The sequence below is a fragment of the Microbulbifer maximicatervae (SeqCode) genome (genome assembly GCF_052468155.1).
The window spans coordinates 2,235,188-2,247,413 of record NZ_CP174335.1 but is presented as its reverse complement, the minus strand read 5'-3'; the positions used below and the strand labels follow the sequence as shown (position 1 = coordinate 2,247,413).

Here is a 12,226-nt window from a genome sequence, read left to right as displayed (position 1 = left end):
TCAGTGCTTTTCCGACACCTGGTTGATGGTGTACTTGGGGATCTCGACCACCAGGTCTTCATCCTCGACAATCGCCTGACAGGACAGGCGAGACTCCGGCTCCAGGCCCCAGGCTTTATCCAGCAGGTCCTCTTCAAGCTCGTCCGGCTCTTCCAGGGAATCGAAGCCCTCGCGCACAATGACGTGACAGGTGGTACAAGCACAGGCTTTTTCACAGGCGTGCTCAATTTCGATATCGTTGGCCAGGGCCGCGTCGATCACGCTGACACCGCTCTCCGCTTCCACCACTTTGCCCTCGGGGCACATTTCCGGATGGGGTAAAAATACTATCTTCGGCATGGGGTACTGAACCTCTGTGGTCTCAATCCGACGGGGAGAAAGTAACGACTCCCCGGCCGCCGGCAGCGCAGAGTCTGCGCCTGATCATGGTTATTTATCAAATTCATCCAAGCTGTGGCCCTGCATAGCCCGCTTAATGGAGGCATCCATACGCTTGGCAGCAAAGGGCTCAGACAGCTTATTCAAGGCTTCAATACGTCGACGAATTTCCTCTGCATCCCCGCCGTTATGGGCCAGACGTAAAGCTTCCATCTCGTGCTCAAGCTCGTTTAACTCACCTTCGTCCAGCAGCTGGGCGCCGTTCTCACGCAGGGCCACCAACATGCTTTCCAGGGTTCTCTCTGCTTCCACTTGGGCCTCGCGCAGGGCCCGCAGGGCGATGTCCTCAGCGGCGTGGGTGTAGGATTCCTGCAGCATTCGCGCAATATCCTTGTCTTCCAGGCCGTAGGACGGTTTAACCGTAATATCGGCACTGACACCACTGCTTTTTTCCATGGCTGTCACCGACAAAAGACCGTCAGCATCCACCTGGAAAGTCACACGGATATGGGCGGCACCGGCCACCATCGGCGGTATGCCGCGCAATTCAAAGCGCGCCAGTGAGCGACAGTCACTCACCAGCTCCCGCTCGCCCTGCACGACATGAATCGCCATGGCTGTCTGGCCATCTTTAAACGTGGTGAACTCCTGGGCTTTGGAGACGGGGATCGTCGTGTTGCGATCAATCAGTTTTTCCGCGAGGCCACCCATGGTTTCAATCCCGAGGGAAAGGGGAATAACATCCAACAGCAGCAGTTCTTCGCTGGACTTATTGCCCACCAGTACATCAGCCTGAATCGCGGCGCCGATTGCTACCACTTGGTCGGGATCAATTTCCGCATGAGGGGGACGACCAAAATAACCCTCAACCCGCTCGCGCACGCGCAAAGTACGGGTGGAGCCACCCACCAGAACCACTTCCTGCACCTCATCAGCACTGATACCGGCATCGCGCAGGGCGCGCTTACAGGCGCGTAGGGTTTTGTCGATCAGGGGGTCCAGCAGTGAAGCCATGGTGTCGCGATCGAGTACACCGGACCAGTCGCCGTATTGCACTTCCACTTGCTCGACACTGGACAGGGATTCTTTCGCAGCACAGGCGCTGTCTAACAGGACTCGCTGGGTCGCGGCGTCGAGATCGGTACCCAATCCCACTTGCTCGGCGATCCAGGAAGCGATAGTGCGATCGAAATCGTCGCCACCAAGGGCCGTATCGCCGCCGGTAGACATCACTTCAAACACACCCCGGGACAGGCGCAGAATAGAGATATCGAAGGTGCCGCCTCCGAGGTCATAGACCGCGATCACACCCTCTTCACCTTTATCCAGGCCGTAGGCAACAGCCGCTGCTGTAGGCTCGTTGAGCAGGCGCAGGACTTTCAGGCCCGCCAGCTGGGCGGCGTCTTTGGTCGCTTGGCGCTGGGCATCATCGAAGTAGGCCGGCACGGTGATCACCGCACCATCCAGCTCACCGCCCGCTTTGCCATAGAGCGCTTCGCGGCCGCGCGCGGCTAGTTTTTTCAGGATTTCTGCCGATACCTGCACCGGGTTTACCGGTCCGGCTGCAGTTTCAATCGAAGGCATACCGCCACTGCTCTCGGCCAGGCGATAGGGCAGCTGCTCACCAAAACTTTTGATATCCGCAACACCTCGCCCCATCAGGCGCTTGATAGAAATCATGGTGTTGTAGGGGTCTTCTACAGCGCACGCGCGGGCTTCAGCACCCACGGTAATCGCCTCGGCTCCGTAGTGCACCGCTGATGGCAGGATCACTTCACCCTGCTCATCGGCAATGGCCTCTGCCGATCCACTGCGCACGGTCGCTACCAGTGAGTTAGTGGTCCCCAAATCGATACCCACTGCGTGCTTGCGCTGGTGGGGAGCTGGGCTCTGGCCCGGTTCAGAAATCTGCAGTAATGCCATTAGTTATCTCTTCTTTAAGCGGGGCGCGGTACCGTCTGGCCCTCTCAGTCAGTGCTCTCGCAACTAGTCGTTGAAAAGGTCTTCTTCCAGCTCGTCAATTTGTTTCTCAAGCTTGGCCAGGAACTGAAGCTTGCGCAGCGAGTCCTCTGCTGCGCCCAGATCGCCCCCGTCATAAGTTTCGGCAAAGCGCTGTTCCTCACTGGAGATCAGCCCCCGCGCCTCAGCACTGAGCTCATCCAGCGCAGCCGCAGGATCGGGCTGCTCGCGCACTTCTTCCAGGCGCTCGCGCAACAGCATCTGCTGCATCAGAAATTCAGTATCTTTAGTGGTCTGCTCAGGTGGCACATCTACCCCGGCCAACTTGAGTAGGTAGGCGGCGCGCTGTACCGGGTCGCGCAAAACGGTGTGCGCCTCATTGATCTGAGCCGCCATTTTGATGGCCAACAATTGTTCGCCCTCGGAATGGGAAGCGTATTTGTCCGGGTGGAATTCCCGCTGTAATTCCCGGTAGCGGGTCGCCAGGGCACTGCGATCGACCGCGAACGCGGGTTGCAGACCAAAAACTTCGAAATGGTTCAGGTTGGTTGCCATCTGAATATACCTACTGGGGCACAGCCTGGGACGCGGCTGAAGTTGCCGCTTACTGCTGCACGGCCCCCAACTGTCCGAGGAGCCAATAAAAAGGCCGGTATGCGCAGCGCACCCGGCCTTGTGGGGCGAGAGCGAATCAGACGTGGAAACTCTCGCCGCAGCCACACTCATTTTTTACATTGGGATTCGAGAAGGTGAAGCCTTCGTTCAGGCCTTCCTTGACGAAATCCAGCTGGGTGCCGTCGAGGTAAACCAGACTCTTGGGGTCCACCACCAACTTAACGCCGTTTTGCTCAAATACCGTATCTTCGGCTTCGAACGAATCGACAAATTCCAGCACATAGGCGAGACCGGAACAGCCGGCTGTTTTGACACCGACACGAATGCCGATTCCCTTGCCTCGCTTGGCCAATTGACTTTGAATGTGGGCCTCAGCGGTCTCGGTCATACTAATAGCCAAAATAACACCTTCGCTATGTTTGGACGCTACATTTGGACGAGAAGTTAACCCGCCGCAGATTCCTTGGCTTCTACAGCGTCATCGGACTCACCGCGCTTTTCGCGGATATCGCGAACCGCAGCTTTAATCGCGTCTTCGGCGAGAACCGAGCAGTGGATTTTTACCGGCGGCAACGCCAGTTCCTCTGCAATGGCAGTGTTCTTGATCTGCTCCGCTTCGTCGATCGTCTTGCCTTTCACCCACTCGGTCAGGAGGGAGCTGGAGGCAATGGCGGAACCACAGCCGTAGGTCTTGAACTTGGCGTCTTCAATAACGCCCTCGTCGCTTACCTGAATCTGTAGGCGCATCACGTCACCACAGGCGGGCGCGCCCACCATACCGGTACCTACATTGTCCGCCTTGTCGTCCATACGTCCAACATTGCGGGGGTGCTCGTAGTGGTCAATTACTTTATCGCTATAGGCCATGACTTTTCTCCTAACTCTTGCGCGCGCTTAGTGAGCGGCCCATTCAATCTTGTTCAGGTCTACGCCGTCTTTGTACATATCCCAAAGCGGTGACAATTCACGTAGTTTCTCCACTGCCTTGCGCACTTCTGCGGCAGCGGTGTCGACATCACTCTCGCTGGTAAAACGACCAAAGCTGAAGCGCAGTGAGCTGTGCGCCAGTTCGTCGTTAACACCCAGGGCTCGCAGTACGTAGCTGGGCTCCAGGCTCGCAGAGGTACAGGCGGAACCGGAGGAAATCGCCAGGTCGCGCAGCGACATGATCAGGCTCTCACCTTCTACAAACGCAAAGCTCACGTTCAAGTTGCCCGGAATTCGCTGCTCGGCGGAACCGTTGATATGGACCTCTTCCATATCCTTGATCTGATCCCAGAAACGGTCGCGCAGAGAGCGCAGACGCTCGGCTTCCTGAGTCATTTCTTCTTTAGCAATACCAAAGGCTTCGCCCATACCGACAATCTGGTGAGTCGGCAGGGTACCGGAGCGCATACCGCGCTCGTGGCCGCCACCGTGCATCTGGGCTTCCAGACGGACGCGGGGCTTGCGGCGTACGTAAAGGGCACCGATACCCTTGGGGCCGTAAATTTTGTGGCCGGAGAAGGACATCAGGTCAACCTTCATTTCCTGAAGATCGATCGGCAGCTTGCCGGCGCTCTGGGCCGCGTCCACATGGAAAATAACTTTGCGCGAGCGACACAGTTCGCCGATCGCAGCGATATCGTTGATCACCCCGATCTCGTTGTTAACGTGCATCAGGCTCACCACAGTGGTGTCCTCGCGCATGGCTTCCTCAACCTGCTCTGGATAGACGATGCCGTCTTCACGGGGATTCAGGTAGGTCACTTCAAAACCTTCCCGCTCCAGCTGGCGGCAGGTATCCAAAACCGCTTTGTGCTCAATTTTGGAGGTAATGATGTGCTTGCCGCGACTCTGGTAGAAGTGGGCCGCACCCTTGATACCCAGGTTGTCGGACTCGGTGGCACCGCTGGTCCAGACAATTTCGCGCGGATCGGCGTTGATCAGCTCCGCCACCTGGCGTCGGGCATTCTCCACTGCTTCTTCCGCTTTCCAACCAAACAGGTGGGAGCGGGAGGCCGGATTGCCGAAATTGCCTTCCATCGTCAGCTGCTCTGCCATTTTCTTGGCGACGCGTGGGTCAACCGGACAGGTAGCCGAATAGTCCAGATAGATGGGAAGCTTCATAGTCATACCGTTTCCGCTTAGTAAATCTCTAATATCTGTCTGCTGGCCCGTTTGGGCCCCAATCACAGGCCGCCGAGTACAGCGACCCTCTCTTCCGGCGCCTCGCGCATATCTTGCCGACGCGCAACTTCCTGCACCTCAGCTCGGGAAACCAGGTTCGCCAAGCTGATACTGCTGAGGAAGCTATGAATCTGATCGCTCAAATCTGACCAGAGGTAGTGGGTCAGGCACTGTTCGCCATTGGCGCAATCAGCATTGCCGCCGCAGCTGGTGGCGTCTACAGATTCATTAACTGCATCAATGATCTGCGCCACAAAAATCTCTTCTCCATCCCGCGCCAGGCGATAGCCACCGCCGGGCCCACGCACACTGGACACCAGCCCAGAATGCCGCAACCGGGAGAACAACTGCTCCAGGTAGGACAGTGATATACCCTGGCGCTTGGATATGTCTGCCAGACTGATCGGTCCGCGATCAGCGTGCAACGCCAGGTCCAGCATGGCAGTCACCGCGTAGCGGCCTTTGGTTGTCAAACGCATATCAGCTCCCAACTGATGTACAGCCCTTTTCCGATCGGGGCGCGAGTATGGAATAACCCACTACTGTAGTCAAGTATATAACCCAGCGGGACACTCGGGTACTCAACTAGTCGGGTCGCCCCTTACCACCAGAGCGATGAATGTGATTCTGGATTGAGGTCAACATACCGCGCAGGATACCCAGTTCCATATCGTCGGGGCGCACCCGACTATACAGTCGGCGCAGGCGGGTCATTGTTTGACGGGGGTTATCCGGGTCAATAAAACCCAGTTCGCCCAGCGCCTGCTGCAGGTGATCGAAGTACAGCTCCATATCGCTGGCCTTGGCCGGTGGGCGATCCCAATCGGTGTAATTCACAGGCTCACCTTTTTCTGCTTCCAAGGCCGCCATTCGCACTTCGTAGGCAAGTACCTGAACTGCAGTCGCCAGGTTCAGGGAGCTGTATTCCGGGTTGGCAGGAATATGCACATGGTAGTTACAGGCCTGTAACTCTTCGTTGGTAAGCCCTCGATCCTCGCGGCCAAACACCAAAGCAACCGGATGAGACGCGGCCTCCGCGATTGTGCGCTCTCCACACTGGCGCGGAGTCAGCAGGGGCCAGGGGATTCGGCGCTCGCGAGCGCTGGTGGCCACAACAAGACCACAATCAGCCACGGCTTCTTCCAGGGTATCCACCACAACGGCGCTATCGAGCAACTCAGCTGCCCCGGCTGCACGCCAAACAGCATTGGCTGCAGGAAATTCCCGAGGCGCTACCAGGTACAGCTGACCCAGGCCCATATTCTTGAGCGCGCGCGCCGCACCACCAATATTTCCGGGGTGTGCGCTGTTAACCAGAACCACGCGCACATTGTCGAGCGCGGCAAGTGGAGTCGTGTCTAAAGGTGACTTGGCCATACTGAAAGTAATAAATCGGTGTCATGGGGGCGCGCGAGTGTAGCAAAAACCAATCGGAATCCCTACAATCGCGTCCGTCGCAGTTAACCTGCGGCCTGCTTTTTAACCCCTTTAACCACTTTGTGCGGAATAGTTATGGAACCCATGCTAAATATTGCCCTGCGCGCGGCGCGTAAGGCAGGAGAACTGATCGAACGGGCCTGGGAGCGCGGCGACCTGATGAAATTCGAAGAAAAGACGCGCAACGATTTCGTTACTGAAGTGGATAAGGCCAGCGAACAGGAGATTATCTATCACCTGCGCAAGGCCTACCCCAAGCACAGCATCCGCGCTGAAGAAAGCGGCCTGCAAGAGGGCGCAGAGCCCGATTACGAGTGGATTATCGATCCCCTCGATGGCACCACCAATTTTATCCACGGCGTCCCACAGTTCGCTGTTTCTATCGCCTGTCGCTATCGTGGCCGCATTGAGCACGCAGTCGTACTGGACCCCATCAAACGCGAAGAATTTACCGCAAGTCGCGGTCGCGGCGCGGCCCTGAATGGTCGCCGTATCCGCGTCTCTTCACGCCAGGGCATGCGCGGCTCTCTGATTGGCACCGGCATTCCCTTCAACGGCCTGCCGTTGGATAACATCGACGCCTACCTAGCCGCCCTAAAAGATATCGCTGGGCAAACTGCGGGAATCCGCCGCCCCGGCGCTGCAGCGCTGGATCTTGCCTATGTTGCTGCCGGGCGCTTCGATGGCTTCTGGGAAATGTACCTGAACACCTGGGATATCGCAGCGGGCTCCCTGCTAGTCAAAGAAGCCGGCGGCCTGATCAGCGACTTCCGCGGTGGTGAGGATTACCTGGACTCCGGGCACCTGGTCTGCGCCACTCCGAAAGTATTTAAGCCCCTGGTGAAAATCGTGGGCAAACATATGGGACACATACGCTAAAAGCCTGAACGGCACTCCGGCAAATAAGATGCCGGGGTGCTGATTCCAAAAGTCCAGCTCACCTCTTCCCCGTCAAACACTCCATCAAAACTCGCGCAAGCTGCGGTCGATCAAAGTTATCCGGCAAAGCGGTTGTCACCCCCGAGGAAGCCTCTCCTCCCATAACCACCAAACAGGTTTTTTGAGTGACTTGATCCTGCTTGAGGATACTTACCAAATCCCCAACCGACATTCCCGGTAAGGTATTGTGAAACAACACCACATCCGGTGCTTGGGTACGCGCCATAAATATGGCCTCAACAACATCTGCGGCCACAGAAAGCTGTACTTGCGGCGCCCCCTGCAAAAGTTTTTCCACCCGAGCCACACTTTCAGGGCGGTTATCCACTAGCAGCAATATACAGTCGGGTAATGTTGACGGGGCATCAACAGAACTTGCAAATGACAGGAAAGACTCCGCAGCATCAACCATTGGAAATTCAACCCAAAATACTGACCCCTGCCCTTCCTGACTGTCAAAATCGATCCGCCCCCCCATCGCTTCCGCCAAACGCTTGGCAATTGCAAGACCGACACCCGTACCCTCGATATGCCCTTTTTCCTCCCCCAGACGGTTAAAGGGCTCAAAAACTTCTTTGCGTCTCTCTACTGCAATCCCCTTACCGGTATCCAAAATATTCAGCCTCAACCAGCCATCGGCCTGCGGCGTAAAATTAATGATGACACGGCCATTTTCACGATTGTATTTCACCGCGTTGCCCGCCAGGTTCAATACAACTTGCTTATAGCGCACTGGGTCCGCACAAATATAAGCGGATTCCCAGCCGAGAGGCTCAAACATCAAACTTACGCGACGGGTCTCAGCCAGGGGCTCAAGTAAACGTTTACATTCTGCAACCAAATCGGCCGGACGAATTAATTCCATCGAGGGGCCCAAACGCCTACTGTCGATTCTGGCCAGCTCCAATACATCGCCAACCAAATGCAATAAATGCTGCCCCGCTCGACGAATTTCTGATAAGCGCTGACGCTGGTCTGCGTTGAGACTCTGATCTAATTCGACAATTTGGCTGTAACCTAAAATTGCATTAAGTGGCGTGCGTAATTCATGGCTCAGGCTAAATAATAAATCTGCCCGATGCGCATTTTCCTCCCTCTGCAACTCCAGCTCCCGCTCCATTTGCGAAAGTCTTTCCCGGCTGCGGCTGACGTCTTGTAAAACTCCCAACACCCGCACGGGCTGACCGCGACTATTTAATTGGGCCTTGCCGCGGCAGCGAACCCAAACCACACTGCTATCCGAACGCCAGATGCGAAATTCCACATCGAGCGGTAACCCCTCGCGCACATGATCCCGCATGGACTGCTCAACCCGAGGGAAGTCCTCCGCTAAAATTCGAGCCTTCCACTGCTCCGCGGCTGAAATACCGATACTGCGTATCGGGCTCACTTCGTAACCCAGAATCCCCCAGCAGGCATCATCAAGTACCATTTCATCTGCGCGTAGATCCCACTCCCATAAACCATCGCCAACTCCAGACAGTGTTTGTAAGGGGCGCTCGCCAGGCAGGTTGGATAGGTAGCGCTGGGCCAAGGTTTCAGTGAAGTCAGCGCAACTTCCAATCACAACAAACCCACTGTCATCCTCGAGGTTTATTGCGCGTCCCCGCAATCGTAACCAGCGCAACTGACCGAGACTGTCGTAGGCCCGAAAAGTAGTATCGAAGTGTCCACCTTTGTTAGTAAGACGACGTCGCACAGTGATAATTCGATCCCGCTCATCAGAATGAACCGAACGCAATTCATCACCCGTCCAAAGGTAAGCCAAAGCAAGTTCTGCAGTTTCTGCAAACAGGAGCCAAATTTCACCCTGAGCACGCTGGGCACCGGAATCCGGATGCCACTCCCACAATCCACAATCTGAATCTAAAAACAAATCTTGCAAACAGGCGTTATGACGAGGCAGGCGCGATGCATCCAAAGAGGAAAGCTCATCGCTGGTTGCCAACTGGAACACTGCGCTGGACGGATTTGGGGTTAGTGACTCTGACACACAGGGCTCGACTATCGAAATTAGCTCATTAGTTACCTGGCTCATGCATCCTTGCCATAAAAGAGAGCCTCTCCCCCGGGGCCCTGAAATTTGGGAACGCCTCGGGAGACCCTAAACTAAAGCATTATTAGCTTTGCGCAAAGTGCGGGCAAAAAAAAGGCCCCGCAATGCGGGGCCGTAATCAGCGATGATGAGAGAAAACGGGAAGTCACCCAGTGTTAATGGTTTGCCATAACCCTAAGAAACTCTCCCGAAATGCGGGTCCGTTGTCCCGCACAATCACTAATGCAACCCTTATGCCAACTTTAAAAACGGTGTTTTTAACCGGCATCACCCTTCATCCATTGTGTCACAGCAAATTTACGAACCATTGCGAACCTCAAAATATGGTCGCCGCACCAAAACAATGCATTCTCAGCAAAGACACTAGGGGAAAAATCGCTATCAGGTCTGAGAAAAATCGGGACCGCAGAATATGGCCGGTAAGATTTATTTCTCCCGGGCATACATAAACCCGAGGACCACACTATGAACACAACCTCGATAAACTCTACTGTCAAAAGAAAACGCTTCTGGCCTCCCACGTTGCTATTTGCCATAACAGGTTTGTTGGCAATTATTGTTGTACCCCTATATGGCTTTATTTTTGGTTATCACTGGTATCAGTGGCTCGCATTCGCCGCAATGGGTGCACTCTGTAGCTTTTCAATCGCTGCCGGATATCACCGTCTCTGGTCTCACAAGAGCTATGAGGCCCACTGGTCCCTGCGAATTTTCTTTGCACTGTTCGGTGCCGCAGCATTGCAAGACACAATATTGAAGTGGTGTGATCACCATCGCCACCACCACCGATTTATCGATGACAATGATCGCGACCCCTACTCCGCCAAGAGAGGGCTATGGTTTTCCCATATCGAGTGGATGTTGCGGGAGTACCCCACTAGCCATCAAAACTTTAATAACGTAAGGGATTTACAACGAGATAAAATCGTGATGTGGCAACACAACAATTACCTTCCCATAACTGTTGCTATGAACCTTGGTATTCCATCACTGCTTGGAATTATCGCCGGTGATCTTGTCGGCATGTTCTTACTCGCAGGGGCACTCCGTATATTCTTCTGTCATCACACTACCTTTATGGTGAATTCGCTCGTCCACAAATTTGGTCGCAAGCCCTACCGGGATGATATTTCTGCCTGTGACAATGGCGCTGTTAACCTTTTGGTTTTTGGTGAGGGCTACCACAATTTCCACCACGCCTTTCAAATTGACTACCGAAGTGGCATTCACTGGTTTCAATACGATCCAGTCAAGTGGGTCATTAAGGCGCTTAGCCTGGCAGGCATTACCCGAAACCTCAAAGTAGTTTCCCCTGTGAAAATTGAGAGAGCCAAACTTGAATTGCAATTCAAAAAAGCACGTCATATTCAGAAAAACCGGCTAGTCGACAAGAGCTTTAAAGAAGTACTGAGGAATGAGGAGAAGCAGTTTGCCAACACTTTAGCAGAGTGGGAAAAACTACAACTTCAAAAAGGTAAAGCTAGAGGCGAAAGAGAGCCAAGCAAGTGGGAGCAAGCCAAAATACAAACCAAAACGAATGAGATTGCGTACCGCTTAAAAATGCAGAGTGAACGAATACAAGCACTAATGGAGCATAGCCGGAAAATGATAACTCTTGTCGCGCCATAACCAAATGCCATTTAAAATTGAGGAACCCGGCGATCCCCTCATAATCATCAGCCGGAGGCAAATTTGCGCATGGAAAATGCCACCCGTTCATCCACATTTTTCCTGAACATTTCTTCATCAAATTTTTCGATAAAGCCCAAACGTTCACGTAAGCCAACACCGTTGGCAATTTGGATTGCCAATCCCGGGCGCGCATTGGCCTCAAGTAAGAGCGGGCCACGTTCACGATCCAGGACAATGTCACAGCCTAAATAACCCAGCCCAGTCATTTCGTAACAGCTTGCCGCCAAGCGGACCAGCTCGTACCAACCTGGCACCTGCAATGCATCGAAAGGCACTTCAGTGTCCGGGTGCTGGTCAATTCGCAACCCGCGCATTACCGCATGACAACTTTTACCCGTGGCCAGGTCAATACCTACACCTACAGCGCCCTGGTGCAAATTGGCTTTACCATCTGAGGCGTGGGTTGAGCAGCGCAGCATGGCCATCACCGGATAACCGCGAAAAACAATAACCCGCACATCAGGCACACCCTCAACAGAGTAGCGATCGAAGACCGGGTCAAAGTCCACCAGGGCCTCCACCATCACCCTGTCGGGTTTGCCACCGAGACTGTAGAGGCCGCTGTGAATATTGCTCACGTGCCTCAAGATATCCAGCGCATCAATTTCAGCACCGGATATCTTTTTATATTTGTCGCCATTACGACCGGCAATAACGAGAATACCTTTACCACCTGAGCCCCGTGCCGGCTTGATTACAAACTGCCATAGAGGGTCAATCACCTCCATAACTCGCTTGCGGCTGGCAGGGCTTTCAAATGCCTCGATCAACTCGGGCACAGGAATTCCCGCTTTTTTAGCCGCGCGCTTAGTGTTTAGCTTGTCGTCGACGATGGGATATTTTTTACGGTCGTTATAGCGCGCAATATAGTCAATATTACGTGCGTTCATTCCCAACACCCCCATGCGGCGCAGGGTCAGCGGAGATACCACTCCGCCGCGAACTTTATTGAAGATATGCTTAACTGAAAACTGCAGCATA

At 54.4% G+C, this 12,226-nt stretch carries 12 protein-coding genes; 2 read left to right on the top strand and 10 right to left on the bottom strand.

From position 1 onward, the window contains the following. The 8 genes from fdx to trmJ form a co-directional block, all read right to left on the bottom strand. Window positions 1-339, bottom strand: a complete 339-nt coding sequence (gene fdx, locus ACJJIY_RS09610; RefSeq protein WP_108731989.1) for an ISC system 2Fe-2S type ferredoxin — start codon at window positions 337-339, stop codon at window positions 1-3. Window positions 340-429: 90 nt separating this feature from the next. Next, window positions 430-2,301, bottom strand: a complete 1,872-nt coding sequence (hscA, locus tag ACJJIY_RS09605) for a Fe-S protein assembly chaperone HscA (RefSeq protein ID WP_445359487.1) — start codon at window positions 2,299-2,301, stop codon at window positions 430-432. A 63-nt stretch (window positions 2,302-2,364) separates the two neighbouring features. Further along, complete coding sequence (gene hscB, locus ACJJIY_RS09600) at window positions 2,365-2,892, bottom strand: co-chaperone HscB (protein WP_445359486.1); 528 nt, start codon at window positions 2,890-2,892, stop codon at window positions 2,365-2,367. A gap of 136 nt (window positions 2,893-3,028) precedes the next feature. Next, window positions 3,029-3,340: an iron-sulfur cluster assembly protein IscA gene (gene iscA / locus ACJJIY_RS09595; protein ID WP_445359485.1), complete on the bottom strand. Its 312-nt coding sequence runs from the start codon at window positions 3,338-3,340 to the stop codon at window positions 3,029-3,031. Window positions 3,341-3,396: 56 nt separating this feature from the next. Then, the gene (gene iscU, locus ACJJIY_RS09590) at window positions 3,397-3,819 is read right to left on the bottom strand and encodes a Fe-S cluster assembly scaffold IscU (protein ID WP_108731985.1); all 423 of its coding nucleotides are present in this window, start codon (window positions 3,817-3,819) and stop codon (window positions 3,397-3,399) included. 27 nt (window positions 3,820-3,846) lie between these two features. Continuing rightward, window positions 3,847-5,061 (bottom strand): IscS subfamily cysteine desulfurase, encoded by a 1,215-nt coding sequence (locus ACJJIY_RS09585; RefSeq protein WP_445359660.1) that lies wholly within the window; start codon window positions 5,059-5,061, stop codon window positions 3,847-3,849. 62 nt (window positions 5,062-5,123) lie between these two features. Beyond that, window positions 5,124-5,600, bottom strand: a complete 477-nt coding sequence (gene iscR / locus ACJJIY_RS09580; protein ID WP_282934079.1) for a Fe-S cluster assembly transcriptional regulator IscR — start codon at window positions 5,598-5,600, stop codon at window positions 5,124-5,126. Window positions 5,601-5,706: 106 nt separating this feature from the next. Further along, window positions 5,707-6,498: a tRNA (cytosine(32)/uridine(32)-2'-O)-methyltransferase TrmJ gene (trmJ, locus tag ACJJIY_RS09575; RefSeq protein ID WP_445359484.1), complete on the bottom strand. Its 792-nt coding sequence runs from the start codon at window positions 6,496-6,498 to the stop codon at window positions 5,707-5,709. A 135-nt stretch (window positions 6,499-6,633) separates the two neighbouring features. Between trmJ and ACJJIY_RS09570 the strand changes: the two genes are divergently transcribed. Then, a complete protein-coding gene (locus ACJJIY_RS09570) occupies window positions 6,634-7,437 on the top strand; it encodes an inositol monophosphatase family protein (RefSeq protein WP_282934081.1) in 804 nt (267 codons plus the stop codon). A 58-nt stretch (window positions 7,438-7,495) separates the two neighbouring features. Here the strand turns inward: ACJJIY_RS09570 and ACJJIY_RS09565 are convergent, their stop codons facing one another. After that, complete coding sequence (locus ACJJIY_RS09565; RefSeq protein ID WP_445359483.1) at window positions 7,496-9,535, bottom strand: ATP-binding protein; 2,040 nt, start codon at window positions 9,533-9,535, stop codon at window positions 7,496-7,498. Window positions 9,536-10,018: 483 nt separating this feature from the next. Here ACJJIY_RS09565 and ACJJIY_RS09560 point away from each other — a divergent pair, with 483 nt between their 5' ends. Next, a complete protein-coding gene (locus ACJJIY_RS09560; RefSeq protein ID WP_445359482.1) occupies window positions 10,019-11,182 on the top strand; it encodes an acyl-CoA desaturase in 1,164 nt (387 codons plus the stop codon). 47 nt (window positions 11,183-11,229) lie between these two features. Here ACJJIY_RS09560 and ACJJIY_RS09555 read toward each other — a convergent pair whose 3' ends face one another. After that, window positions 11,230-12,225 carry an alpha-L-glutamate ligase-like protein gene (locus tag ACJJIY_RS09555; protein ID WP_445359481.1) on the bottom strand — a complete coding sequence of 332 codons (996 nt, stop codon included), beginning with the start codon at window positions 12,223-12,225 and terminating at the stop codon, window positions 11,230-11,232. Window position 12,226 lies beyond the last annotated feature (1 nt).

What these genes read in the sequence shown, in the direction of transcription:
- fdx (WP_108731989.1), bottom strand. Translation starts at nt 339, where the DNA reads ATGCCGAAGATAGTATTTTTACCCCATCCGGAAATGTGCCCCGAGGGC.
- hscA (WP_445359487.1), bottom strand. Translation starts at nt 2,301, where the DNA reads ATGGCATTACTGCAGATTTCTGAACCGGGCCAGAGCCCAGCTCCCCAC.
- hscB (WP_445359486.1), bottom strand. Translation starts at nt 2,892, where the DNA reads ATGGCAACCAACCTGAACCATTTCGAAGTTTTTGGTCTGCAACCCGCG.
- iscA (WP_445359485.1), bottom strand. Translation starts at nt 3,340, where the DNA reads ATGACCGAGACCGCTGAGGCCCACATTCAAAGTCAATTGGCCAAGCGA.
- iscU (WP_108731985.1), bottom strand. Translation starts at nt 3,819, where the DNA reads ATGGCCTATAGCGATAAAGTAATTGACCACTACGAGCACCCCCGCAAT.
- ACJJIY_RS09585 (WP_445359660.1), bottom strand. Translation starts at nt 5,061, where the DNA reads ATGAAGCTTCCCATCTATCTGGACTATTCGGCTACCTGTCCGGTTGAC.
- iscR (WP_282934079.1), bottom strand. Translation starts at nt 5,600, where the DNA reads ATGCGTTTGACAACCAAAGGCCGCTACGCGGTGACTGCCATGCTGGAC.
- trmJ (WP_445359484.1), bottom strand. Translation starts at nt 6,498, where the DNA reads ATGGCCAAGTCACCTTTAGACACGACTCCACTTGCCGCGCTCGACAAT.
- ACJJIY_RS09570 (WP_282934081.1), top strand. Translation starts at nt 6,634, where the DNA reads ATGGAACCCATGCTAAATATTGCCCTGCGCGCGGCGCGTAAGGCAGGA.
- ACJJIY_RS09565 (WP_445359483.1), bottom strand. Translation starts at nt 9,535, where the DNA reads ATGAGCCAGGTAACTAATGAGCTAATTTCGATAGTCGAGCCCTGTGTG.
- ACJJIY_RS09560 (WP_445359482.1), top strand. Translation starts at nt 10,019, where the DNA reads ATGAACACAACCTCGATAAACTCTACTGTCAAAAGAAAACGCTTCTGG.
- ACJJIY_RS09555 (WP_445359481.1), bottom strand. Translation starts at nt 12,225, where the DNA reads ATGCTGCAGTTTTCAGTTAAGCATATCTTCAATAAAGTTCGCGGCGGA.